Source organism: Mycolicibacterium iranicum (genome assembly GCF_014190915.1).
Lineage (GTDB): Bacteria > Actinomycetota > Actinomycetes > Mycobacteriales > Mycobacteriaceae > Mycobacterium > Mycobacterium iranicum_B.
This window is the reverse complement of sequence record NZ_JACHVU010000003.1, coordinates 283,178-306,971: the sequence shown is the minus strand read 5'-3', so window position 1 is coordinate 306,971 and position 23,794 is coordinate 283,178. Positions and strand designations below refer to the sequence as shown.

Genomic DNA, 23,794 nt, shown 5'->3' with positions numbered 1-23,794 from the left:
ATGCGTGAGGTGCTCGACGCGCTTCTCGCTCGATGGGAGTCCGGTGAGCCGACCGGTGTCGGCACCGTCGTCGCGACCTTCCGGTCGGCGCCCCGGCCCGCGGGGGCGTCGATGCTGGTCGGTACGGACGGCACGGCAGTCGGTTCGGTCTCCGGTGGGTGTGTCGAGGGGGCGGTCTACGAGACTGCGCAGCAGGTCATCCGATCCGGAACGCCGGTTCTCCACCGGTACGGCGTGTCCGACGACGACGCATTCGCGGTCGGCCTCACCTGCGGTGGGATCCTGGACGTGTTCGTCGAACGGGTGGACCGGACAACGTTTCCCGACTTCGCCGAGCTGGCGACGCTGGTCAGATCGGAGACGGCGGTCGCGCTGGCCACGGTCATCGACCATCCCGACCGAACCCGAGTGGGCCGCCGCAGGCTTCTCCCCGCGGGCCGGGATGCCACCGGCACCCTGGGATCCGACCGTGTCGACGCCGCGGTGGACGCCGACGCCGCCGGACTGCTCGCCTCGGGTATCGACGCAACCCTGAGCTATGGGCCCGACGGGGAACGCCGCGGCGAGGGGATGCGGGTGTTCGTGTGGTCCTTCGCACCCAGGCCGCGCATGATCGTATTCGGCGCGATCGATTTCGCCGCCGCGGTGGCCCGCATCGGGACATTCCTCGGCTACCGCGTCACCGTGTGCGACGCCCGGCCCGTGTTCGCCACCAGGGCCCGGTTCCCTGACGTCCACGATGTGGTCGTCGACTGGCCGCACCGCTATCTGAGCGGCGAGGACGCCGCGGGCCGCATCGATGCGCGCACGGTCCTGGCGGTGCTCACCCACGATCCGAAATTCGACGTGCCGTTGCTCGAGGTCGCCCTGCGCCTGCCCGCGGTCGAGTACATCGGAGCGATGGGGTCGCGACGCACCCATGACGACCGGCTCGTCCGACTCCGACAGGCCGGGGTGTCGGAGGCCGACATCGGCAAACTGTCCAGCCCGATCGGGCTCGACCTGGGCGCCCGCACGCCGGAGGAGACGGCGATCAGCATCGCCGCCGAGATCATCGCCGCGCGCTGGGGCGGTAGCGGCCGGCCCCTGGCCGAGCTGCGCGGGGCCATCCACGGCACCGTGACGGATCGCTGACCACGTTCTGCCGCAGTGCCTTTCGCCAGGAGAAAACGCCCCCGGTCGTCAGTGCGAGACGCCGAAGAACAGCTCTTCGAGCGCGCCCTCCTCGAGCAGAGCGCCGGCCGCCATGGCGGGACCCAGGGTGCCGTCGGACATGAAGTGGACCTTGTCCACCGCCGGCAGGCAGATCCGCGGGTGCTCCTCGATGATCCACAGGACACCGGCGCCGCGATCACGGAGACGCTGGATGTCGGCGATGCGTTCGCGCACGATCAACGGTGCCAGCCCGGTCGTCGGCTCGTCGAGCATCAACAGCGACGGCGAACTGACCAGAGCACAGGCGATCGCCAGCATCTGCCTCTCCCCACCCGACAGTGTCGCCGCGGCCTGCTTGATCCGTTCGTTCAACCGAGGGAACTGGTGCAGGACCTCTTTCGTGATCGTCCGCGCTTCGGACAGGCTTCCCCGGCAGGACACCTGAAGGTTCTCCTGGACGGACAGTTCGGGAAAGACGTTGCCCTGCTGGGGAACATAACCGATCCCGAGCTGGGCGATGTGGTTCTGCGCCACGGTGGCGAGGTCCTTGCCGGCGAACCGCAGCGAACCGCCCTGCACCGGCAGCGAACGGGCGATGCACTTCATCAACGACGACTTGCCCGCACCGTTGGGACCCACGACCGCCACGATCTCCCCGGCCGCCACGGTCAGCGTGGCGTCGCGGACGACCGTGAGCGGACCGTACCCGGTACTCACACCGCTGGCCTCAAGCAACATCGGAATCCTCCGCTCCTCCCAGGTAGATCCGTTTCACATTCGGATCGTTACCGATCTGCTCCGGGGTGCCCGAGGCGATCACAGCCCCCGTCTCCAACACGTGCACCGTCGCGGCCAGCTCCAGCACGAAACTCAGGTTGTGGTCGATGACCAGCACCCCGATTCCGCGTTCCGAGATCCCTCTGATGATCCCGGACAGCGTGTCGATCTGGTTGACCGTCATGGCCGCGGCAGGTTCGTCGAGGAGCAGCATCCGGGGTGCCAGGGCGAGCTGTCGCAGGATCTCGACCAGCTTCGCGTCGCCGGGAGACAGGTCGCCCATCTCGCGGTCCCCCAGGTGTGCCGCATCGGCCCGCTCGAGCTCCTCCCATGCCGCCACGTTGGCCTCGGCTCTGCGGCAACGGTCCTTGCGCCAGTTCAGGAACGGCGACCATGGGTTGTCCAGGTCCGAACCGGCCAGAGCCAGAGCGACGTTCTCGACGACCGTCATGGAGCTGAACCCGACCGGTGTCTGGAACGTCCGTACCAACCCCGCCCGGGCGACCTTGTAGGCGGGAAGCCCCGTGAGATCCCGGCCGTCGAAGACGACGCGCCCGGTATAGGGCGTGCCGAAACCCGAGATGACGTTGAAGAGGGTCGTCTTACCGGCGCCGTTCGGCCCGATCAACGCGGTGATCTCGGCACTGGAGATCGAGATCGTCACGTCGTTCAGAGCCCGCACGCCGCCGAAGGTCTTGTCGACGTGGACGACCTCGAGGTCAGCTGTTGCTGTCATGCGCACTCCCGGTGAGAATCGGCGTGGACACTGTGGGGGAATCGGCGCCGGCCGCTGTCGACCCGGGCGCCGCCGGTCTCCGGTGACGTCGCCGCAGCCGCGCGAAGGTGCCTCTCTCACTGAGCAATCCGTCCGGACGCCACCGCAGCACGATGATCAGCAGCAGCCCGACGAGCATCGGGTGCGCTGCAGCGTGCAGGTTGGCCAGCTCCGGCGGGACATGCACCAGCCGGACCATCTCACTGACGCCGGTGAGCAGAAGCGCGCCGACGATCGGTCCGAACCTGCTGCCCAGACCGCCGATGACCAGCCCGGCCCACAGCGTGAACGTCAGATGCGAACTGAACACCGATGGCACCAGGGCGCCGAGCATCCAGGCGTACGCGGGCCCGACGAACAGGCCGCACATCAGTCCGACCGTCGCGTAGGTCGACAGCCGCAACGTCTTGATCTTCTTGCCCATCGCCATGGCCAGCGGTTCGTTGTCGCGCGCGGCGCGCAGGGTCGCACCGTAGGACGATGTCGCGATCCTGGAACAGACCAGCCAGACCACCGCGGTGAGCACCACGGTCAGTGCGAGCCGCACATAGGGATAACCCTCGATGGTGAACTGGAATTCGAACGGTTTGACGATGGTCGTGAGACCGAAGGTGCCGCCGGTGATGTCGCGCTGGATGACGATGATCTGCCGCAGGATCTCGGCGAAGGCGAAGGTGGTGATGAGGAAGTACTCGCCCCGCAGCCGCAGCGCGGGCCAGCCGATCACGAGGGCGACCAGACCGGTGATCACGCCGGCGCCCAGCATGCCCACCGGCCACGGCAGACCCAGACCGGGCATCAGCGCGTCGGATGCCGTGGTCAACAGCACATACGAGTAGGCACCGACGCCGATGAGCCCGGCGATGCCGAGATCCCACATGCCGCCCCAAGCGGCCTCCAGGTTGAGAAGCTGTGCGGCCATGGCGAACACGAACGCCAACGTGGCGATCGTGACCAGGAATTCGATCGAGATCATGCTGCCGCCTCCTTGCGCGACTGGAACGAGAACAGCCCTTGCGGGCGGATCAGCAGCACCCCGATGAGGATCGCGAAGGCGACGATCGGCCGGTAGGCGGTGTCGATCACCAGGGCGCTCATGTCCATCACGATGCCGAGCACCAGGGCCGCCGCGATGACGCCGAGGATGTTGCCGGTCCCGCCCAGTACCGCAGCCGCGAGCACCAGAAGGATGTAGCCCCAGCCGGATTCGGTCGAGACCGATCCGAGGATGCCGGTCATGATCCCCGCGACGGCGGCCAGTGCCCCCGAGATGGCCCACACCGTGGTGCTCACCCGGCCGATGGCCACCCCGCGGATCTGGGCGAGTTCACGGTTGGAGGCCACTGCGCGGATGTCGCGACCGACTCCCGTGCGGCCCAGGAGAAGCCACAGCCCACCGATGACGACGACGGCGACCAGCAACATGACGATCTCACCGGGGGCGACGTTGAACGGGCCGATGTGCCGGGCCGCCCCGAGCTCGATCGAGAATACCCGCAGGTCGGTGCCGAACAGGGCGATCATCGCGCCGTACGTCACGAAGGCCAGGCCGACCGAGGTGAACAACAGCACGTTGCCGCCCCGGTGCTTGACGGGGTCGAACAGCAGCTTGCCCGAGACCACCGCCAAGACGGAGGTGACGGCGACGGCCAGGACGATGCCGGCCGCCAGGCCGAACATCTCGCCCAGCGCGACGGCCAGCAGGGCGCCCAGTGCCATGAACTGTCCGTGGGCGATGTGCAGGAACCGCTCGGTGTTGCGCAGCAGGGCGAATCCGGATGTCGCCACTGCGAGCATGCTGCCGGTCAGTAACCCGAATAGCAGGTTGTCCAACGGTGTACCTTTCCTCGGTGGAGCGGCCGGGGCGGCGCGCACGGGGATGCGCGCGTCACGGCGCCGGGGTCACTCTGGGCGCAGCGCCGGATCGACCTCGACCTGCTCGCCGGGCGTCCAGACGGCGTCCTTGACCGTGAGCACGGCCAGGATCGGCGACTTGAGGTTGCCGAACTCGTTCATGTCCAAGGTGCTCGACGCTCCGTCGAAGTCGATGTCCTCGCCGTTGGCCAGCGCCTCCTTGCCTTCGGCGAACGAATAGACCTTCTTGCCGGGGGCGGTCGCGACATCGATGATCTTGCCCGCGACATCGGCGCCGCCGGTGCTCTTGGCCGCCTCCATCGCCAACGCGAAGAGGATGTACTGGTCGTAATTGTTGGCGTCGTACATGCCGGGTTCCGGATCGCCACCGGTGGCGGCGCGGAAACGTTCGGCATACGAGGTGTAGGCCGGGCTTTCGACGTCGAAGGCGATGAGTGCCGCGGTCAACTGGCCGGCGTTCGGCAACGCGGCGACCTCATCGGTGATCAGGTCGGGTGAGACGTAGATCGGGATGTCGTAGCCGCGCCGGGCGATCTCCCGCAGGATCGGGATGCCGGCCTCGACACCGGCGGCCAGATACAGTGCGTCGGGCTGGGATTCGAGAGCCTTGGCCACCTCGCTGTTGTACGACGACGCGCCGGGCTCGATGGTGACCGAGTTGACCGTCCCGCCGGACTTCTGGAACGCCTCGGTCGCGACCTCGGCCGGACCGGAGGCGCCCTCGGTGTTCTGCACGATCATCGCCAGCTTCTTGACGCCCGCGTCGCGGGCCACCTGCGCGACGATGATTCCCGCGTCACTGTCGGAGGCGGTGACGCGGAAGGAGAACTTGCCGCCCCGATCGTCGAGGAACGTCGTGCCGCACGACGAGCAGATGTTGGGCAATTGCCGCTGCTGCACCTGATCGAACAACGCGACCTGCCCGTCGGATTCGAGGCTGCCCATGACCGCGGCCTTGTCGACGGTGGTGAGCTTGGAGAAGCCCGCGACGGCGCCGTCGACGGTCGAACGATTGTCCTCGGTGACCAGGACGACGGTGCGGTCCATGATCCCGCCGGCGTCGTTGATCTCGTCGACGGCGATCTTGGAGGCGGCGATCGCAGGCGGGGTGAACGGGGCGTAGTCCCCGGTGACGCCGATCAGCTGCCCGAAGACGATGTCGCCGGTGGAGGACTGCGTTCCACGGTCGCCCCCGTCGGCGCAGGACGTCACGACGAGACCGACAGCAGCCCCGGCGGCAAGGACCCGACAGCATGTTTTCACGTTCACTTGATGACCTCCGACACTGGTCCGTGGTACTCGGCTGGATGGGAATCGCAGCCCTCTGCGATAGAGCCGAGCGTACAATGTGATTGAAACTCGCGCAGGTTAACGCGTTACGTCTGTATTAATGCGGTGGACTGGCTGTGAACCGGCAAGTTCAAGCCAGTTGAAAGAATATGCCAGTGTGATCCAGATCGCAAGGGTGACACGACGTGGGCTCTGACGAGGCATTCCTCGTGGTCATGGGCTGGCGAAACAGCGGCGGAGGGCCTGCCGCCTCCGGCGCTTCAGGGCGGCGCCCCGTGCGATGTCCAGCCGTTCACGGACCGGGCAACCGGTTGACCGTTCTTCATCTTGACTGAAATAGACCAGGGCCGCATGCGGTGGGAACCTGGATCGCGCGCGCATGCAGTATTCAGCCGAGTGAAACTGTCGCCTCGGAATGCCGGCAGGCCGACGGAACCCACGGTATAAGTTACAGTGAAACTCATTCCTTGAAACTTCAGTCACAGTTAAGTGGTGGGAAATGAACGCGGGGGGCGAAGGCTCGATCGTCGACGTTCAGGCGGCGTCAGAGGCGACGAACCGCAAGCTCGGCGCCGAGATCCGCCGGATCCGGATGGAGCAAGGTCTGACGCTCGTCGACATCGCCGCGAACACCGGGCTGAGCGCATCGATGCTGTCGATGCTGGAGCGGGGTAAGACCGGGGTGTCGGTGGGCTCTCTCGTCGCGGTGGCCTCGGCACTGGGGGTCGCGATCGGAGATCTGTTCCAGCCCAATCGGTCTCCAGAACTCTCGTTGGTTCGTGCCGCCGACCAGCAGGAGTTGACGATCGGCCCGGGCGTCACCCGGCGGGTGATCCAGCGCAGCAGGATGCACGGCCTCGAAGTCGCTTCCCTGCGCCTGGCGCCGGGAGCGCACACCGGGGCCGAGCTCGTCCGTCACGACGGTCAGGAGATCGTCGTGGTGCAGGCGGGCGTCCTCACCGTCCAGATCGGCGGCACTCTCACCGAGTTGGACGCCGGCGACTCCATCCGGCTGGATGCCGACTGGCCCCACCGCTTCGCGAACAACGGGACGTGCCTGTCGGAGGCTCTGCTGGTAGTCCGCGTATCCGCACCCGGCAGGAACGGACACTGACGGCACGTCCTGTCGGACAGGGCATTCGACAACCAAGGAGTGACATGGCTCAGATGAGCGCTTGCGCGAAGAACGGGGAGTTCTGAAGCCGAGGACCGCCGGGCGCGGTCTCGACAGCAGGCATACCGCCCTGGTCAGCACTCCCCTACTGTTGGGCGGCATCGTCTTGGCCGCGTTCAATCTGCGACCCGCGGTCACCAGCATTGCGTCGGTACTCGGTGCGGTGCGCACCGACGTCGGGGCGTCGCTCGTCTGGGCGAGCCTGCTGACAGCAGTTCCCGCACTGTGTTTCGGGCTCGCGGCCATCGGGGCGCCCTGGCTCAACCGCAGGCTGGGCCTCGCTCGGGCGATCGGCCTCGCGTTGTTCGTGCTCACCGTCGGCCTGATTCTTCGGGTGGTGGACGGGCCGTGGGTCGTTCTGGGCGGCACGTTCATCGCGACCTCGGGCATCGCGATCGGGAACGTCCTGATCCCTGTGGTGGTCAAGCAGTCCTTCCCCGACATCGTCGGCCGGGTGACCGGGATGTACACCTCGGCCCTTGCTGCCGGTGGCGGTCTGGCGGCAGCCGCCACGCCGGCGCTCGAACCGCTGCTGGGAGGATGGCGGGGCGCCGTGGGCGCGTGGGCGGCGCTGTCGGCTGGGGCGCTGATCGTCTGGGTCGCGAGTGTGCGGCACGGCGACACGCCCGGCGGGCCACCGCCCGCCGGGACCGTGCGGCGGTCGTTGCCCCGTAGCCCCGTGGCCTGGACGGTCGCGGGTTTCTTTGCGATGCAGTCGTGTTCGGCGTACATCCTGATGGGTTGGCTGGCCGAGTTCTTCGTCACGCACGGTATCCCCCGGACTCAGGCCGGGCTGATGCTCGCGGTGATGAATCTGATGGGGATTCCGCTGAATCTCGTGATCCCGGTGCTGGCGTTCCGGCGGGCCTCGCAGTCGGGCTGGATACTGGCCGTGACCGGGTCGACCCTTCTCGCCGTGATCGGGTTGGCCCTCGCGCCGACGTCGGCGCCCTGGGTCTGGGCGGTGTTGTTCGGTGTCGGCACGGCCACCCTGCCGATTGCCCTCGGCGTGATCGCCCTCCGTACCCGGGTTCCCTCGGAAACCGCTGCGCTGTCGGCGATGTCGCAGGGCGTGGGCTACCTCGTCGCCGCGGGGGGTCCGCTGATTTTCGGGGTGTTACATGCCGCGTCCGCGGACTGGACATGGCCACTCACTGTGCTGGGGGTGGTCACCGTTCTGCAGGGCGTGCTCGGTTGGATGGCCGGCCGTCCCCGTTTCGTCTGAAGCTCTGGGCGACACCACGAAGCCCCGGCGGGTGCCGGGGCTTCGGGCCTGTGGAGGTGTGATCACTGTCCGGCGTCAGAAGATCCGGTGTCGGCGGATGCCGTGTCGGCGGACTCCGTGTCGGTGGAGCCCGTGTCGGTCGATTCCGTATCGGCCGATTCGGCGTCGGTCGACTCGTTCGTCTCGGCCGTCCCGCTGGCGTCGGACTGATCGTCGGCGTCCGGCGTCAGGGCCGACGTTCCCTCGTCGTCGACACCACCGGTGAGCCGCTCCACCGCAGCCTCGAGCGTCGCACCGATCGTGCTCGACGTGGGCTCTGCGGCTTCGGCCCCGTCCTCGGTGGAATCGTCGGCCGCTGCGCTGAGTTGCTCGCTGAGGCTCGGCGGCGCATCCTGCGTGTCGGTGGCGATGTCGCTTTCGGCGTCTTCCTGCAGTGCCGCCGCGGTGGCGAGATCGACGTTTCCGGCCTCGATGTCGTCGCCGCCCGGTGTGACGAGCTCCTGGATGCTGTCGGGGACATCCGGACCGTTCAGCCTGGCTGCGACGTTCGCGGGGTCGTTACGGCTGTACGCCCTGTCGATCAGGGCCCGTAGTTCGGCCTCGCGCGGCGCCAGGCGCGGATTGGCCTGCACCAGCGGAAGTGTCTCGGCGGGAACCAGATAGTGCACCGTCGTTCCGCCCAGCGCGTTCTCGGTCACGGTGATGTTCTGCTTCGGGATGTCGGACAGGTCGGAGAACATCGTCGGCACATGCACCAATGCGGACCCGATCAGCGCGTTCTGAATGGCGGTGAGGCTGAACCGATCCGGGAAGTCGGCCATTCCGTCGTACTCACCGGTGACCTCGACGGTGTCATAGACCGTCTCGGGGGGCTGCCGGTAGGTGTAGTCGTACTCCTCGTTGTATTCCTCGGTGTCGTCGATGATCTCCTGGCGGCTGGAATCGGCGACCACCACGAAGTTGATCTCATCGGCGTCCGGGTCCTCCTCGTTGTCGGTCTGCCAGCTGCGCAGGGTCTCGGTCACCACCAGGGACCCGGCGGACAGTCCGACGACGGTGACGACTTCACCCTCCAGCGGGTTGCCGTCTGCGTCGCGCTCCAATTGCGCCAGCGCTTCGTCGATCTGGGCATCGAGGTTGGCTTGACCGATTTCGATCGACTGCCCGAGGGTCATGTCGTCCTCGCCGGTGTACGGCCGTGCTTCGGCGGGCCAGTTGACCGAGACCCGCTGGTCGTAGTCCTGCAATGCCCCACCGAGGAGCTGCGACATCACCACGTCGTGCAGAGCCGGTGTGCCGATACCTCCGATGACGATCGCCGTACTGACCCCCCAGCCCGGAGAGGCGGTGGACATGCCGAGGAGCGCAGAAGCCGCTGCTGCGCCGCACGCGATGCCGGTGGTACGAAGTCCGCGTTTCGTGATCCGCATGGGAATCTCCCCCAAATTACTAGTCACCTGTCATGTATTCGCCGCTTCCCGGCGCAACAACAGGGTGCGCAGAGACAAAATAGACAAAACCAGCAATTCTCATCGAGCCATTCTCAGCGAAGAACGCGGAAATTGACTATTGAAGGCGTGAAAACGCCTTATAGACGAGTCTGTGCTGGCCAGTCGACTTCCATCGCGTCGACGTTGTTTTGCCGAATAACTGCGCAGTTAATAAAACTTGTGCGGCCACCGCCGATCCTCGGGCGCGTGTGCGGTGTGTCCCACAGGATTCTGCGCCGGGTCGCGAGCCCGTTGCTGGAGCCTGTCGGCGCCGGCACGGATCGTGCGACGGCCTGCTGCCGGGCCCGCGGGCTATGCGCCCGGCGCATCGGCCTCTCGCCGGTCCAGGACGGCATCCGCGCCCGCCGTCGGGCCCGGCGCATCGTCGCCCGATCGCCCCTCCGATTGCTCGTCGAACCGGACGTCGACCTGCTGAAAGCTCTTCGCGCGCTGCGCCTCCGCCTGGCCGGCATAGGCCTTGCGGTCGGCCTCTGTGAGGTCGACGTTGTCGGTGAACGGGGTCAGCAGCGCACGGGGATGAAGGTGGTCGACCCGCACCACGTTGATCTCTGCACACAACATCAGCGCGGTGGACACCAGATACAGGAATGCCAGCAGGCCGAGCACGATCGCGAAAACGCTGTTGGTGACGCTGGCCGACGCGACGACATGCGACACGTAGGTGGCACCGAACCACTGCAGCACCTGCCACAGCACGGCGGCGATGACAGCCCCGGGCATCACTTGTTTCCAGCTCAGCGGCCGGACCGTGGTGACGCGGAAGGCAACTGCACACACGGCGGTGTTGAGGGCGATCGACCCGGCCACCACCCCGGCGGTCCCGAAGAATCCGAGATTGGCGGCGCTCCTGCCCAGACCGGTCAGCAGCGTGGTCGCGATCAACGCCGAACCCAGGATGATCAACAGCAGCAGGCTGTGCACCCGCGATTTGATCGGGTCACGACGCACGTACTTCGGTACGGCCCACACCGTGTCCATCGCGTTCTGCAGAGCCTGGCCGACGCCGAGACCGCCGTAGAGGGCACCCAGGATCCCGATGACCACGGCGGTCGTTCCGCCGCTGAGTGATTCGGGTGTGGCGAGCTGATCGCCGATGAGCGGGAATTGGCTGAACGCGGAGTCGACGATCTCGGCACGCCATTCCGGACGGTTCCACAGCAGCACGCCCAACGTGGTGGTGAGCAGCAACAGGAGTGGGAAGAGCGACACGAACGCGTAGTACGTGAGCAAGGCGGCCAGGTAGGTGCCCTGATCGTCGAGGTACTTGTAGATGACCGCCAGGACGAATCCCACGAGACGACTTCTCTGCTGCAGGCGGTCGAGCCACTGGACCATCGTGACCTCCCACAATTCCGCCAGCCCCGCGCTGCGCAGCTAGGGGTACCCGAACACCTGCCTGTTCACTCCAGGCGTGCCGGCGGTACGCCACAGCCCGGACGACGCAAAAGCGTTTGAATTTGACGAACCGGGCAATACCTGGTGTGCCAGCGTCTCCCTACGCAGTGGATAGGAATGACCATGATCGTTCTCGGTATCGTTCTTTTGTTGATCGGTTACTTCACCAGCCTGTCAATCCTCTACACGATCGGCGGGATCCTCGTGGTTGTCGGCATCGTCCTATGGATCCTCGGCGCCGTCGGGCGTCCGGTGGGCGGCCGAAAAGTCTGGTTTTAGCGCCATAGACCGCACGTGATCGGAAAGCCGGTGATTCCTCGGGATCACCGGCTTTTCGCTGCGGCACGGAAGCACCGCGGTTAATGTCGTTGAAGTGACTTCAACTGCGTTAAACCTCGGCGGTCGCCCCACGGGCGCCTTCGCCCCGGCGTCGCTGGGTCCCGTCTCCGTCCGGAACCGGTTCATCCGGGCCGGCACCGGAGAGTCGATGGCCGACCGACGCGGGCGCATCGGCCCGGATTACCTGCGCCTGCACGAGGATCTGGCCCGCGGCGGGGTCGGCCTGGCTTTCACGGGACACCTGTTCGTCCACCCGCGGGGCCGCTACGGCGAGTTGCAGGCAGGCCTGCACACCGACGACGCCATCGACGATTTCCGGGCGGTGACCGACGCTGTGCACCGCCACGGCGGGCGCATCTTCGCCCAGATCGCCCACGCCGGCAGCCAATCGATGGTCCGCGACAACGAACCTCTGGCGCCGTCGGCGGTCGACAACGTCATGACGGGGCGGCGTGTGCGCGCGGCCCGGACCGACGAGATCGACGAGGTCGTCGCCGCGTTCGGTCAGGCCGCGCGCCGCGCGGTCGAGGCCGGGTTCGACGGCGTCCACCTACACGGGGCCAACGGCTACCTGATCAGCCAGTTCCGTTCGCCGCTGACGAACGCGCGCGACGACGAATGGGGCGGCACGCAGGAGGAGCGAGACCGCCTGCCGCTGGCCGTCATTCGAGCCATCCGCGCGCAACTGCCTGCGGACAGGGCACTGACCATGAAGGTGGGTGTCGCCGACCTCGTCGACGAGGAGGGAGGGCTCTCGGTCGACGCGGCGGTTGCCGGCGTGCAGTCCTTCGCGGCGGCCGGTCTCGACGGCGTCGAGGTGTCCTCGAACCTGATGAGCGACTATGTGAGCGCCTCCATCAGGCCTTACATCGCCGTCTCGCGCGTGCGGGCGTTCACCGATCTTCTGCTACACCGACTGCACAGGTCGGCAGAACCTGAGGCCTACTTCCTGGACTTCGCCGATCGGGTTCGCGCCCGGGTCGACACGAAGATCATTCTCGTCGGCGGTGTGCGCCGCCTGGGCACGGTCAACCGTCTCATCGACAGTGGCCGTGCCGATTTCGTGTCGATGGCACGCCCGTTCATCCGCGAGCCCGATCTGGTGAACAGGTTCGCGAGCGGACGACAGACGACTCCGGCATGCGTGTCCTGCAACATCTGTTTGATGCACGACGAACACCATCCGCTCACCTGCTGGCGGGTGCCGCGCGTGAACCTCCTTCGCCACGCGCGGTACCGATTCGGCGGTGGCTTCGGCTCCAAGGGCTCAGGGCGCAAACCCTCAGCCGCCGAGCTGTAGTCGTTCCCGTCAGCGGGACGCGAGGTGCTGCGCGATGTCCGCGGCGATGCGCGAGGCCTGTCGCCGGAACGCCCGTAGCGGCCCGATCAGCGGTTCCTCGTAGCCGGCAAACCACAATCCCGCAGTCGGGCCTGGCACACCGTTGTTCTGCGGCCGGCCCTTCCCGTCGAGGACACCGAGGTGCCCGACCAACGGTTCGAGCCCCTCGCTGTACCCCGTCGCCGCGATCACCACATCGGGGTGCAGTGAGCTCCCATCGGCGAGAACCACTGCGGACGTATCGAACGACGACACCGCTGCGACGACCTCGATGCGCCCCTCTTTCACCCGCCGGACCAGCTCGTTGCCGATCGTGGGGACCTGACTGTCCTCGCGCAGCGACGTGTAGATGCCGCGCGGCGGCAGCGGCAACCCCTCGTTCTGCAGGTCGCCGAACCACAGCCGGCGCGCGACGGTCGCCGCGGTGTCCAGGAATCTCACCGGCATCGCCGTGAATGCCGGGCTGAAGGCGTCGATCGGGACGCCGCCGGCCGACCGCGGCACCAGGTGCGGCGGGGTGCGCACGGCGAGCCGCACACTGCGCGCTCGTCCTTCGCCGAGCTGCAGCGCGATGTCCGTCGCGGAGTTTCCGGCTCCGACCACCAGCACGTCGCGTTCGGCGAACGGGTCGGGATTGCGGTACTGCGCAGCGTGGAGGATCTCGCCGGTGTACGTCTCTCTTCCGGGCCAGGACGGCCACCAGGGGGTGTGGTAGTGCCCGGTGGCGATCACCACGGCCGACGCGGTGATCTCTTCTCGATCGGTGGAGATCTGCCAGTGCGATCGCTGCCGGTCGACCCTGACCGCCTCGACACCGAGCGCCAGGCGTACCTGCTGCCGGGCGACGTAGTCGTCGAAGTACTCGACCAGTTGGTCGCGCCGGGGCCACCGCCCGTATCGCATCGGCATCCGTTGACCGGGGAGGTGGGACCAGTAGCCGCAGGTGTTCAACCGGAACCCGTCGTACCGCGCACGCCAGGACGCCGCAGGGAACTCGGCGCGATCGACGACGAGCGGATCGAGACCGTGGACGTGTTTCAGCTGGCGCGCGATGCCCAAGCCACTGGGACCGGCCCCGAGGACGACGATGCGCTCGGCATGGGACGCTGCGGCGGACACCCGCCCTCTATACCCGTTCTCGTCAGGGGAGGTGCCGGGTGGTCAGCTGCCCGTGGGTGATGTCGCGTTGCAGCTGTTCGAGCAGGGAGCGGGAGCGTAGCGGAGGGCTTTCGGTGTGCGCTTGTTGCGCAACACCTTTGATGACATCGGCGAGTGCCTCCAGTGACGACCACCGCGGCTGCCAGCCCAGTTCTGCGGTGGCGCGCGAGCAATCTAACAGCGGGACGCTGAACGCCATGTCCAGCCAGCCCCGGTCGATCGGCTGCAGTCTGGCCCGCCAACTGAGGTCGACCAAGGATCCGAGGATCCCCGACGGTACGTGCACCTGCCGGGCCTTGAGGACCTTCGCGACGTCGTCGCGCCGCAGCGGGGGTTCCGCGGCGAGGTTGAACGGCCCGGTGGCGCGCCGCTCGATGGCACTGACGAAGGCCGAGGCCACGTCGTCGGCGTGCACGAGGGGAATGCACAGCCGCCGGTCGATCGGCAACACGGGGAGCAGCGGGACCGCCAGCATCGGCACGTAGCCCGGCAATGCGTACCGCATCAGCCCGCTCGCGGCGGCACGCTGGACGATGAAGCCCGGACGCATCCTCGTCACCGGCAGGGCTGCGTCGCCGTGCTCTCGCGCGTAGTCGTCGAGCAGCGTCTCGGCAGCTGATTTGTCCCTGCTGTACGGAGACGTCGAAATGCCTGCGGTAGACCACGATTCGTCTACCCGCTCGCCGTAGCGGCCCGCAGCGTACGTGCCGACGGAGGACATGTGCAGAAGCTGGCCGGCCGACACCGCGTGCGCAGCCTCCAGCACCGCACGGGTGCCGCCGACACCCACCTCGGTGAGATAGCGGGTATTGCGGGTGGGTTGGAAGCCCCAGGCCAGGTGAACCACCGCATCCGCGCCGTCGAGAATCGGGCGCAGCTGCGCCGCCGCGTCGGGGGCGGCGAGATCCAGTTCGTGCCAGCGCACATCGCGGTACACCCCGACGGGACGCGGCGGACGGCGAACCACGCCGGCGACGTCGTGGCCGAGATCAGGATCGGTCAGCTGGCGCAGGAGGGCGGTACCGACGTTGCCGGAGGCGCCGGTGACGACGATGCGCATGCTCACACGCCGCCCGACGTGGGTCCGGGTTGTTTCCGGCGCAGCACGGCCGCGGCGACACCGACCGCGACCCCCGTCGACACCAACGCGGGCCAGAACAGCACCTGCGCGATCGCAACTCGGCGCTGGATCTTCAGGCCCCGGCGGGCCAGGGAGCGGGAACGACGGATGACACTCACGGAATCGGTCTCCTCATGGTTGACGGTCGGTCGGGGCCGTACCCCTGGTCCTGCGACGGCAAACCGGTCACGCGCGCTGCCCGCGCGACCGGCGCAGGGTCCGGCCCTGCACGCGGGCCTTCTGATCCTTGGCGCGGTTCTTGTCGATGACGCGGGTGTCGCGCAGCGGCAGCCTCAGGGTGTCCTCGGCCTCGATGCCCGCCTGCAACTGCCTGCCCCGTTCCATTTCCGCATCCACCTCGGCGCCGAACAACAACGCGAGATTGGTCAGCCACAACCAGAGCAGGAACACGATGACACCGGCCAGGGTGCCGAAAGTCTTGTTGTAGTTCCCGAAATTGGAGACGTAGAAGCCGAAGGCGAGTGAAGCGCAGATCCACGTAACGATGGCGATTGCGGCGCCCACGCTGATCCAGCGGAACTTGGGCTGCCGCACGTTGGGGCTGAAGTAATAGAGCATGGCGACCCCGAGAACGACGAGCACCAGCAGCAGCGGCCACCGCAGGATGTTCCACACCGTCAGCCCGGTGGCCCCGATACCGAGGTACCCGCCGATGGCTTCGGCGACCGGGCCGCTCACCGCCAGCAGCAACGCCACCGTGGCGGCGACGACGAGGCCGACCAGCGTGAGCAGGAGCTGCTCGAGCCGCAGTTTCCACGCCGGCCTGCCCTCCTCGACCTCGTAGATCCTGTTCATGGCGCGGCCGAACGCCCCGACGAATCCGGACGCCGACCACAGCGCACCCAGAATGCCCGCCACCAGGGTGAAGCCGGCAGACGGCGCGTTGACCAGCTGCTCGATCGGGCCCCGCAGCACATCGACGGCGGCACCCGGGCTGATGTCGCTGACGATCTTCAACAGTTCGTCGGCCGTGCGTTCGCCCTGCCCCAACACTCCGAGCAGCGACATCACCACCACAAGGGCCGGAAACAGTGACAGCACGGCGTAGTACGTGAGCGCCGCAGCCAGATCCGTGCACTGGTCCCTGCTGAACTCACCCGCCGTCTGGCGCAGGACGAATTTCAGCGAAGGCCGCGTCAACTCCGTCGGAGACTGCGGCTTCTGCGGATCATCGGCCGGCGGGTCGTCCGTCGGCTCCTGGTCCTCCCCGTCCGGCCCGTCATCGGGCGCGACGTCCTCGACGTTCTCGATGCTGTCTGGTTCGACCCCGTCGCGGGGCGGTGAGGCCCCGTCGCGATCGCCGACGCCGTCGGCGGAGCGGCGGGAGCGGGTGAAGACCCCGGCGGCGACCCCGGCCGCGAACGCACTCGCGATGGCGACCGGGCGTCGCTCCTTGATCACCACCCGCGGCGGCGGCTGCAGGTGGCGGGGGGTGCTGGTCATCGAATACCTCTCACGCGCGGATTCCTCTCACGCGAACGACGCTTGCGGCGCATCACTTCGCCTCACCGCCACGGGCAATGGGGTCATACCGACAACGATCACACCCGCGGTCGGGTGCTTCGCCGACCGGTGATGCCCAGGTAGCCGGCGATCAGAATGACCGCGAAGATGATGCCGACCAGGAACGGGATGATCTTGAAACCGCCGTTCTGATTCGAATACCCGAGCTTGTAGGCGACCCACGCGCCCAGGAACGAGCCGAGTGCGCCCAGCACGATGGTCATGAGGACGCCGATGTTCTGCTTGCCGGGCATCACGAGGCGTGCGAGCGCGCCCACTATGAGGCCCACGACGATTGCGCCGATGATGGTTCCGATCATGGTCTGCTCCTTGGTGTAAGCCCCGACAGGCGTTGTCGCCCCGACAGGCCACGGTGTTGCCACGAATCAGGGCCTTAAACGCCCGGACAGCCCCCGCGGCTCGACATTCATCGGGTCGTCACCGCACAGCCGCTATGACCGCGCCGTGAAAACCACTGGTCGGGCAGCGTCCCCAGACGGCCCGAGATGCCGACTCGCCGGGATCGACGACTGCATCGAGTCGATCGCGTGCGATCACCTGAACATTCAGTAAGAAACGGGTACTGACACGGCCGTCAGAAACATCGGGCCGCCCACAAAAAGCCCTGTTCAGCGTGATGAGCTGAACTACTGGGGCGTCGCCGAAGGCCGGTCGCGGCCCCTCGGCGGGGTTGCGTTCAGGCACAGGCACCGTATTGTCAGAGGGAGTTGCTAAAACGTGTGACATCACCGTTGTCGACAGACCCGGCCCAGTGCCGCCGTCAATGGTGAACTACCTGCCGCAGCAAGCGCATGTCGAGAGTCCGGCGTGAATTGTTGGTCCGAATGCCAATCGCTAGCGAGCGGTCCGCGACAACGTGACGCGAGTGACTGCGCGCCGCGCTCCCCTGATAAGGACAGGGCCGTGAGCGCCAGCGCCAGTCGATAACACAATGCGTCACGGCAACATCCCGAAAGCTGTGATCTCCGTGCAGACACTCCACGCCGAAAGGCCCATCCAGACACCCACGCGCAAGCGTGACGATTACGACGACGTCGTCGACATGTTCCATGCTCTGGCCTCCCTCGACGCCGGTTCAGCGGCATATCAGTACCAGCGCGACGCCATCATCACGCGCTGTCTGCCCCTCGCCGACCACATCGCGCGGCGCTTCCGCGGCCGCGGCGAAGGTCACGAGGACCTCGTCCAGGTAGCTCGTGTGGGCCTTCTGAACGCCGTCAATCGTTTCGACGTGAACAGCGCGAACGATTTCCTCGCATTCGCGGTGCCGACCATGATGGGTGAGGTACGTCGATATTTCCGCGACCACGGTTGGTCGCTGAAGGTTCCGCGTCGCCTCAAGGAACTGAACGTGCGGCTCAACACCGCACGCGCCGAACTCACCCAGCAGCTCAATCGCGCACCCACCCCGAGCGAACTGGCGGTCCACCTCGGTATGGACCGGGAAGAGATCGTCGAAGGGCTGGTCGCGGCGAATGCCTACTCCACCCGATCCACCGAGCAGGCAACGCTTCTCGGTGGCGGCGAAGGGGAAGGCCTGACCCTGCAGGAGACGTTGGGGTCCCCGGACGACAACATCCAGAAGGTCATCGACGTCCAGACCGTGCAGCCGCTGCTGGCCGCTCTTCCGGAGCGCGACCGGCTGGTGCTGAGGCTGCGCTTCTTCGAGGACAAGACGCAGACCCAGATCGCCGAGGAGATCGGCGTTTCGCAGATGCACGTGTCGCGGCTGCTGACGCGCGCACTGGCCACCCTGCGGGAACGGGTCGGGTGACCCCGGAGGTTTTTCCGGCACCCGTACGGGGTAAATGCGCCCCACTGGTTCAGGCACGAGCCGACGATTCCGTCGAATCCCGGGAGACGACCGTTGTCCGAACCTCGTAGTGATTACGCCGACGTCCCGCTGTTGATCAGCCGGCTTCGACAGCTCGATCCCGGATCCGCCGAATACCGGCGACTGCACGGCGAGATCATCGAACGCACTTTGCCCTTGGCCCAGCACACCGCCCGCAGGTTCCGGGGCCGGGGGCAATCACACGATGATCTGTTCCAGGTGGCCAGTGTGGGGTTGATGAACGCGGTCAAGCGTTTCGACCCGGACAGCGGATCGGGATTCCTGGCGTTCGCGGTGCCGACCATCATGGGAGAAGTGCGGCGCTACTTCCGGGACTGCGGGTGGGCGGTCAAGGTGCCGCGACGTCTGAAGGACCTCAACGGTCAGCTGGCCAGAGCGCGCGCCGAACTGTCTCAGCAGATCGGTCGCGCACCGACGGCCAGTGAAGTCGCCGCGCATCTGAACATCGACCGCGAGGAAGTCGTCCAGGCAACGATTGCCGGCAACAACTACTCGACGGTGTCGACGGACACCACCGCCGGTCCGGACGGTGAATTCCTTGCTCTGCGAGACACTTTGGGCGAGCCCGATGCGCGACTCGACGCCGTGGTCGACGTCGAGACCATCCGGCCGCTCCTGGAGAGGCTGCCCGCCCGCGAACAGGCCGTCCTGCGATTGCGGTTCTTCGACGACCTGGCGCAGACCCAGATCGCCGAGCGGCTGGGCTATTCGCAGATGCACGTGTCCCGCCTCCTGGCCAAAGCGCTGAGCACGCTGCGCTCGCAGGCGCTCGACGACGGCGCGGGTCGCTTCATCGGAGCCACGCGGTCCGGCCGGGTCGCGTAGCGCTCGGACCGCGCGCCCACCCGCCTCGTCACAGGTCCGTCATGTTTTGGGGCAGTACCGCCGGGTAACTACGCTGCGCGGTGTTCTTCAAGGGACAGGAACAGCGGCTGCGGACCGCTGCCAGTCAGTCTCCGCCGCAGCCCCGGATCAGCCGAAGGAGATGTTTCGTGCGCGTCGCGTCCGTGCCGTCCTCGCACGTCTACGTGCGTCACCTGTCCGATCCGCGCGAACGTAATGCCGTTGTCCGCCTGCCGGATCCGGTGCCGGCAAACGGCCGAAAGGTTCCGGGCGGGTGGTGGCCTCCGATGATGCTCGAACCCGGCTGGGTCAGCGACAACAGCGATCGCTTCGACGTGTTCCATGTGCATTTCGGCTTCGACGCCGTCGGGGCGGATGTGCTGAGCGGTGTGATGCAGGAGCTCAAGATCCACGACAAGCCCCTCGTGTACACGGTGCACGACCTGCGCAACCCGCACCACCGCGACCCGGAGGCGCACATTCTGCAGCAGGACATCCTGGTGGCTGCTGCTGCGGAGCTCGTCACGCTGACTCCCGGTGCGGCACAGGAGATCCAGCGTCGCTGGGACAGGCAGGCCCACGTCCTCCCCCATCCCCACGTACTGGAGCGCGACCTGATCCGGCGCCGCCGCCCGCCGACCGACGAGTTCGTCGTCGGCGTTCACGTGAAGAGCCTGCGGGCCAACATGGACCCGCTGCCGGTGCTGGAGGCCCTCACCGACATCACGTCCTCGCTGCCTGCCGCAACTCTCGCGGTCAACATCCACGACGAGGTGTTCCACCCCGGGAACCACTGGCACGACCCGCACATCGGGGACGCCGTCCGGGCGTTCGCACGGCACGGCCACGTCCGGGTGGTCGAGCATCCGTACTTCTCCGACACCGAGCTCTGGGAGTACCTCTCCTCGCTGTCGGTGTCGGTGCTGCCCTACCGGTTCGGTACACATTCCGGGTGGCTGGAGGCCTGCTACGACCTCGGTACCGCGGTGATCGCGCCGACGTGCGGTTTCTACAGCCAGCAGCGTCCGTGCCGCGAATTCACCTTCACCGAGGAGATTTTCGACCAGGATTCGCTGCGGCACGCGGTCGAGGATGCCTACGGTGACTGGCTCAGCGGGCTGGAGCCTCCCCGCGCGACCTGGGAGGAGCGATCGTCGGAACGCGCAATGCTGGCCGACGCCCACCGTGACCTCTACGAGCGGGTGCTCGCATGACCCGCGCCTTGCGCATCGCGCTGATCGCGTCCTCTCAGTTCCCGGTCCGTCAACCGTTCGCCGGCGGCCTGGAAGCCCACGTATGGCACCTGGCCCGGGCCCTGGCCGACCACGGCCATCACGTGTCGCTGTACGCCGCACCCGGTTCGGACGCCGGGCCCGACTGTTCGACGCTCTCGGTGAACGAATTGTCGCTGTCGCAGGCCGCGAAGTCCGACGTGTCGATGCCCGCTGCGACGTTCATGGCCGAACACCACGCCTATCTGGCCCTGATGCTGCAACTGGGCGGCATCGACGCCGAGCGCTTCGACGTCGTCCACAACCACAGCCTTCATTACCTGCCGGTGGCCATGGCATCGACCTTGTCGACGCCTGTGTTGACCACCGTGCACACACCGCCGACGCCGTGGCTCGAGTCGGCCATCCAGGCCACCGCAGCGCCCGGCACACGGTTCGCCGCCGTCTCGGAGCACACCGCCGCGGCCTGGGCGCACAGCGGTCAGCAGTTCACCGTGGTGCCGAATGGCATTGACGCACAACGTTGGCCGATGGGTCCGGGCGGCGACGGCCTGGTGTGGTTCGGGCGCATCACGCGGGAGAAGGCTCCACACCTGGCCGTCGAGGCCGCGCAGATTGCGGGACGGGCGATCACGCTGGCGGGTCCGATTTCGAACCCGCGGTACTTCGCCGAGCAGATCGAGCCCCGCCTGGGACCCGACGTGCGCTACGCCGGGCACCTCACACAGCACGAGCTGGCCCGCCTCGCCGGCTCGGCAGCGGTCGCGCTGGTCACACCGGCCTGGGACGAACCGTACGGGCTGGTGGTGGCCGAGGCGATGTGCTGCGGCACGCCGGTGGTCGCATTCGATCGGGGCGGAATCCCGGAGCTGGTGTCCGAACAGTCCGGCCGTCTGGTCGCGCCCGACAACGTGCACGCGCTCGCCGAGGCGATTCCCGTTGCGGCACAACTGTCGCGGCGCGACGTCCGTGAGCACGCGGTGCGCCGCTGCTCCTCGGCCGCGATGGTCGATGCCTACCTCTCCCTCTACCGGCAGATGATCTCCGCCAGCAGCGAGGACACCGATGATCGGCTACTACATACACCACCACGGATACGGCCATCTGGCGCGGGCCGTCAGCATCAGCGGCCACCTGCGCCGCCCTGTCACGGCCTTGACGTCGCGGACCGTGCCCCCGGACCATCCGTTCTCCGGAGTCGTCAACCTTCCCCGTGACGACGCGGCCGACAGCGTCGCCGAGCCCACTGCCCACGGCGCGCTGCACTGGGCGCCGCTACGCGCCCCGGGGTACAGCGCGCGGATGCAGGCGATCGCGCAGTGGGTCGCCGACGCCGAACCCGAGGCATGCGTCGTCGACGTGTCCGTGGAGGTGGCCGTCTTCCTCCGCCTGCTGGGGGTCCCGGTCGTCGTGGTCGCACTGCCCGGAGATCGCAGCGACGCCGCGCACACGCTCGTCCACCAGGTCGCCGACCACATCCTGGCGGCGTGGCCGGCAGAGTTGAACTCCCCGCACTGGCTGCTCCCGCACGCGGCGAAGACCAGCTTCGTCGGTGGCATCACCCGCTTCGAGAGCCGCACCCCACCGCCGGACCCGGCGCGCGCACGAGAAGCGGAGCAGGACCTGCGCGTGCTGCTGCTCGGCGGAGCCGGTGGCGGATTCCGCGACGCGCCACCGACGCACGCCGTGCCGCGCGTGACGTGGCAGGCGCTCGGCGGCGAATCCGGCGGCTGGGTCGAAGACCCCTGGACCGAAATCTGCCGAGCCGATGTCGTGGTCAGCCACGCCGGGCAGAACAGCATCGCCGACATCGCCGCGGCCCGCAGGCCCGCGGTCGTGATTCCGCAGCCCCGGCCGTTCGGAGAGCAGGCTGCCACCGCGCGGGTTCTCGACCGTCACGGGTTGGCGGTGGCCGCCCACGGCTGGCCGGCCGAGGCGCAGTGGCCGGATCTGCTGCACCGGGCCCGGCGCACTGACCCGTCGCAATGGCAACGCTGGCAGGTCCGTGGCGCCGCCGCACGTGCCGCGGCAGCGATCGAGGCGACGGCCCGCGACAGCCGGCCCGGTGGCTCGTGAGAACGGCCGTGATCACGGTCGCGCACGGCCGGCACGTCCATCTCCGTCGTCAGCTCTCGGGTCTGCAGAGAAGCTCGTCGGCACCCGACGTCCACGTCGTCGTCGCGCTTGCCGACCCCGAGATCCACGATGTCGTCCGGAGCACCGGGGCGAACGCCGACGTCGTGGACTGTGCGGCCGGGCGTCACCTCCCGCTGGCCGAGGCCCGCAACCGGGGCGCCGGCGCTGCCCTGGAAGCCGGCGCCGAACTGCTGATCTTCCTCGACGTGGACTGCATCCCCTCCACCGCGCTGATCGCGCGTTATCAGACGACCGCGGCGAGCACGCAGCACCGGGACGCGTTGCTGTGCGGCCCCGTGACGTATCTACCCCCTGCCGGCCCAGCGGGTTACGACCTGTCGACTCTGGACGACCGGGTGGACCCGCATCCCGCGCGGCCGTCACCGCCGGGTGACACCGTCGTCCCCACGAGCGACTACGCGCTGTTCTGGTCGCTGTCCTTCGCGCTGACCGCAACGACCTGGCGACGGATCGGCGGTTTCTGCGAGGAGTACGTCGGCTACGGCGGCGAGGACACCGACTTCGGTTGCCGCGCAGCGGCCCAAGGGGTTGCCATGCGGTGGGTGGGCGGCGCGCACGCGTTCCACCAACACCACGAGGTGAGCAGCCCGCCGGTCGGGCATCTCGAGGACATCGTGCGCAATTCGCTGATCTTCCACCGGCGGTGGGGCCGCTGGCCGATGGTCGGCTGGTTGTCGGCGTTCGAATCCCAGGGACTGATCAGACGAGACCCCGACGGGACGCCGCATGTGCTGTCCGCGTCCGACGGGTCACGGCAGGCGCTGCGTTAGGTCAGCGGCTCGAGCTCGTGGCCGTCGAGGAACACGAGCCGACCGTCGTCGAGCGCGACCGCCCACCGCCGTGACCTGACCGTCGACTGGGCGTCGACCACTACAGCCGTCCCCGACAGATCGCCGAAGTCCTCGACGATCTCCCCCGTGGCAATCTCATCCCCGACCGTGCGGACTCGACGACCCACCGCCAGACCGGCACCGTCGTCTCCGTGCGCTTGTGTCATCGCTGCACTGTAACGCCACGGTTGCTGTTGCC

The 23,794-nt window shown here is 67.6% G+C and carries 24 protein-coding genes; 11 read left to right on the top strand and 13 right to left on the bottom strand.

All coding sequences use genetic code 11. From position 1 onward, the window contains the following. Positions 1-1,134, top strand: coding sequence for an XdhC family protein (locus FHR72_RS08795; protein ID WP_183467550.1), 1,134 nt, complete (start codon positions 1-3; stop codon positions 1,132-1,134). Positions 1,135-1,182: 48 nt separating this feature from the next. On the opposite strand, the gene FHR72_RS08790 is transcribed toward FHR72_RS08795, so the two are convergent. The 5 genes from FHR72_RS08790 to FHR72_RS08770 are packed head-to-tail and all read right to left on the bottom strand — an operon-like array spanning position 1,183 to position 5,794. After that, entirely contained in the window at positions 1,183-1,893 is a 711-nt protein-coding gene (locus tag FHR72_RS08790) for an ABC transporter ATP-binding protein (protein WP_183467549.1), read from the bottom strand. Continuing rightward, positions 1,883-2,668, bottom strand: coding sequence for an ABC transporter ATP-binding protein (locus FHR72_RS08785; RefSeq protein WP_183467858.1), 786 nt, complete (start codon positions 2,666-2,668; stop codon positions 1,883-1,885). Before FHR72_RS08785 ends, FHR72_RS08790 begins: the two co-directional genes overlap by 11 nt. Continuing rightward, positions 2,652-3,683 (bottom strand): branched-chain amino acid ABC transporter permease, encoded by a 1,032-nt coding sequence (locus FHR72_RS08780; RefSeq protein WP_183467548.1) that lies wholly within the window; start codon positions 3,681-3,683, stop codon positions 2,652-2,654. The genes FHR72_RS08785 and FHR72_RS08780 overlap by 17 nt, the downstream gene beginning before the upstream one ends. Then, complete coding sequence (locus tag FHR72_RS08775; protein ID WP_311736095.1) at positions 3,680-4,582, bottom strand: branched-chain amino acid ABC transporter permease; 903 nt, start codon at positions 4,580-4,582, stop codon at positions 3,680-3,682. The genes FHR72_RS08780 and FHR72_RS08775 overlap by 4 nt, the downstream gene beginning before the upstream one ends. A gap of 27 nt (positions 4,583-4,609) precedes the next feature. Beyond that, complete coding sequence (locus tag FHR72_RS08770; RefSeq protein ID WP_183467546.1) at positions 4,610-5,794, bottom strand: ABC transporter substrate-binding protein; 1,185 nt, start codon at positions 5,792-5,794, stop codon at positions 4,610-4,612. A 577-nt stretch (positions 5,795-6,371) separates the two neighbouring features. Between FHR72_RS08770 and FHR72_RS08765 the strand changes: the two genes are divergently transcribed. Then, the gene (locus FHR72_RS08765) at positions 6,372-6,986 is read left to right on the top strand and encodes a helix-turn-helix domain-containing protein (protein WP_183467545.1); all 615 of its coding nucleotides are present in this window, start codon (positions 6,372-6,374) and stop codon (positions 6,984-6,986) included. Between the two features lie 61 nt (positions 6,987-7,047). Next, complete coding sequence (locus FHR72_RS08760; RefSeq protein WP_221193226.1) at positions 7,048-8,271, top strand: MFS transporter; 1,224 nt, start codon at positions 7,048-7,050, stop codon at positions 8,269-8,271. A 62-nt stretch (positions 8,272-8,333) separates the two neighbouring features. Here FHR72_RS08760 and FHR72_RS08755 read toward each other — a convergent pair whose 3' ends face one another. Both FHR72_RS08755 and FHR72_RS08750 read right to left on the bottom strand, forming a co-directional pair. Further along, positions 8,334-9,701, bottom strand: coding sequence for a PE-PPE domain-containing protein (locus FHR72_RS08755; protein ID WP_183467544.1), 1,368 nt, complete (start codon positions 9,699-9,701; stop codon positions 8,334-8,336). A 372-nt stretch (positions 9,702-10,073) separates the two neighbouring features. Next, entirely contained in the window at positions 10,074-11,117 is a 1,044-nt protein-coding gene (locus FHR72_RS08750) for a YihY/virulence factor BrkB family protein (protein WP_183467543.1), read from the bottom strand. A 177-nt stretch (positions 11,118-11,294) separates the two neighbouring features. On the opposite strand from FHR72_RS08750, the gene FHR72_RS08745 reads away from it, so the two are divergent. Both FHR72_RS08745 and FHR72_RS08740 read left to right on the top strand, forming a co-directional pair. Further along, on the top strand, positions 11,295-11,456 hold the full coding sequence (locus FHR72_RS08745) for a hypothetical protein (protein WP_183467894.1): 162 nt from the start codon (positions 11,295-11,297) through the stop codon (positions 11,454-11,456). Between the two features lie 94 nt (positions 11,457-11,550). Next, on the top strand, positions 11,551-12,816 hold the full coding sequence (locus FHR72_RS08740) for an oxidoreductase (RefSeq protein WP_183467542.1): 1,266 nt from the start codon (positions 11,551-11,553) through the stop codon (positions 12,814-12,816). A 9-nt stretch (positions 12,817-12,825) separates the two neighbouring features. Here FHR72_RS08740 and FHR72_RS08735 read toward each other — a convergent pair whose 3' ends face one another. The 5 genes from FHR72_RS08735 to FHR72_RS08715 form a co-directional block, all read right to left on the bottom strand. Next, positions 12,826-13,974 (bottom strand): flavin-containing monooxygenase, encoded by a 1,149-nt coding sequence (locus tag FHR72_RS08735; protein ID WP_311736094.1) that lies wholly within the window; start codon positions 13,972-13,974, stop codon positions 12,826-12,828. A gap of 22 nt (positions 13,975-13,996) precedes the next feature. After that, positions 13,997-15,079 carry an NAD-dependent epimerase/dehydratase family protein gene (locus tag FHR72_RS08730; RefSeq protein ID WP_183467541.1) on the bottom strand — a complete coding sequence of 361 codons (1,083 nt, stop codon included), beginning with the start codon at positions 15,077-15,079 and terminating at the stop codon, positions 13,997-13,999. Then, complete coding sequence (locus FHR72_RS08725; protein ID WP_183467540.1) at positions 15,076-15,252, bottom strand: hypothetical protein; 177 nt, start codon at positions 15,250-15,252, stop codon at positions 15,076-15,078. The genes FHR72_RS08730 and FHR72_RS08725 overlap by 4 nt, the downstream gene beginning before the upstream one ends. Positions 15,253-15,319: 67 nt before the next feature. Further along, positions 15,320-16,597, bottom strand: a complete 1,278-nt coding sequence (locus tag FHR72_RS08720) for a YihY/virulence factor BrkB family protein (RefSeq protein WP_183467539.1) — start codon at positions 16,595-16,597, stop codon at positions 15,320-15,322. A gap of 98 nt (positions 16,598-16,695) precedes the next feature. Next, complete coding sequence (locus FHR72_RS08715; protein WP_183467538.1) at positions 16,696-16,977, bottom strand: GlsB/YeaQ/YmgE family stress response membrane protein; 282 nt, start codon at positions 16,975-16,977, stop codon at positions 16,696-16,698. A 668-nt stretch (positions 16,978-17,645) separates the two neighbouring features. Here FHR72_RS08715 and FHR72_RS08710 point away from each other — a divergent pair. The 6 genes from FHR72_RS08710 (at position 17,646) to FHR72_RS08685 (ending at position 23,535) form a co-directional block, all read left to right on the top strand. Further along, positions 17,646-18,452 (top strand): SigB/SigF/SigG family RNA polymerase sigma factor, encoded by an 807-nt coding sequence (locus FHR72_RS08710; RefSeq protein WP_311736093.1) that lies wholly within the window; start codon positions 17,646-17,648, stop codon positions 18,450-18,452. Positions 18,453-18,545: 93 nt separating this feature from the next. After that, a complete protein-coding gene (locus FHR72_RS08705) occupies positions 18,546-19,358 on the top strand; it encodes a SigB/SigF/SigG family RNA polymerase sigma factor (protein WP_183467536.1) in 813 nt (270 codons plus the stop codon). 182 nt (positions 19,359-19,540) lie between these two features. Beyond that, the gene (locus FHR72_RS08700) at positions 19,541-20,590 is read left to right on the top strand and encodes a glycosyltransferase family protein (RefSeq protein ID WP_183467855.1); all 1,050 of its coding nucleotides are present in this window, start codon (positions 19,541-19,543) and stop codon (positions 20,588-20,590) included. Continuing rightward, positions 20,587-21,825, top strand: coding sequence for a glycosyltransferase family 4 protein (locus FHR72_RS08695; protein ID WP_183467535.1), 1,239 nt, complete (start codon positions 20,587-20,589; stop codon positions 21,823-21,825). The genes FHR72_RS08700 and FHR72_RS08695 overlap by 4 nt, the downstream gene beginning before the upstream one ends. Beyond that, entirely contained in the window at positions 21,779-22,684 is a 906-nt protein-coding gene (locus tag FHR72_RS08690) for a glycosyltransferase (RefSeq protein ID WP_183467854.1), read from the top strand. Before FHR72_RS08695 ends, FHR72_RS08690 begins: the two co-directional genes overlap by 47 nt. Continuing rightward, a complete protein-coding gene (locus tag FHR72_RS08685; RefSeq protein ID WP_183467534.1) occupies positions 22,681-23,535 on the top strand; it encodes a glycosyltransferase family 2 protein in 855 nt (284 codons plus the stop codon). The genes FHR72_RS08690 and FHR72_RS08685 overlap by 4 nt, the downstream gene beginning before the upstream one ends. On the opposite strand, the gene FHR72_RS08680 is transcribed toward FHR72_RS08685, so the two are convergent. Beyond that, the gene (locus tag FHR72_RS08680; RefSeq protein ID WP_183467533.1) at positions 23,532-23,762 is read right to left on the bottom strand and encodes a hypothetical protein; all 231 of its coding nucleotides are present in this window, start codon (positions 23,760-23,762) and stop codon (positions 23,532-23,534) included. The two genes, FHR72_RS08685 and FHR72_RS08680, sit on opposite strands and share 4 nt — an antisense overlap. Positions 23,763-23,794: the final 32 nt, after the last annotated feature.

Bases quoted from the DNA above. Each gene is read 5' to 3' on its own strand.
- FHR72_RS08780 (WP_183467548.1), bottom strand. From the start codon at position 3,683: ATGATCTCGATCGAATTCCTGGTCACGATCGCCACGTTGGCGTTCGTG.
- FHR72_RS08785 (WP_183467858.1), bottom strand. From the start codon at position 2,668: ATGACAGCAACAGCTGACCTCGAGGTCGTCCACGTCGACAAGACCTTC.
- FHR72_RS08755 (WP_183467544.1), bottom strand. From the start codon at position 9,701: ATGCGGATCACGAAACGCGGACTTCGTACCACCGGCATCGCGTGCGGC.
- FHR72_RS08795 (WP_183467550.1), top strand. From the start codon at position 1: ATGCGTGAGGTGCTCGACGCGCTTCTCGCTCGATGGGAGTCCGGTGAG.
- FHR72_RS08765 (WP_183467545.1), top strand. From the start codon at position 6,372: ATGAACGCGGGGGGCGAAGGCTCGATCGTCGACGTTCAGGCGGCGTCA.
- FHR72_RS08720 (WP_183467539.1), bottom strand. From the start codon at position 16,597: ATGACCAGCACCCCCCGCCACCTGCAGCCGCCGCCGCGGGTGGTGATC.
- FHR72_RS08680 (WP_183467533.1), bottom strand. From the start codon at position 23,762: ATGACACAAGCGCACGGAGACGACGGTGCCGGTCTGGCGGTGGGTCGT.
- FHR72_RS08790 (WP_183467549.1), bottom strand. From the start codon at position 1,893: ATGTTGCTTGAGGCCAGCGGTGTGAGTACCGGGTACGGTCCGCTCACG.
- FHR72_RS08695 (WP_183467535.1), top strand. From the start codon at position 20,587: ATGACCCGCGCCTTGCGCATCGCGCTGATCGCGTCCTCTCAGTTCCCG.
- FHR72_RS08715 (WP_183467538.1), bottom strand. From the start codon at position 16,977: ATGATCGGAACCATCATCGGCGCAATCGTCGTGGGCCTCATAGTGGGC.
- FHR72_RS08745 (WP_183467894.1), top strand. From the start codon at position 11,295: ATGACCATGATCGTTCTCGGTATCGTTCTTTTGTTGATCGGTTACTTC.
- FHR72_RS08750 (WP_183467543.1), bottom strand. From the start codon at position 11,117: ATGGTCCAGTGGCTCGACCGCCTGCAGCAGAGAAGTCGTCTCGTGGGA.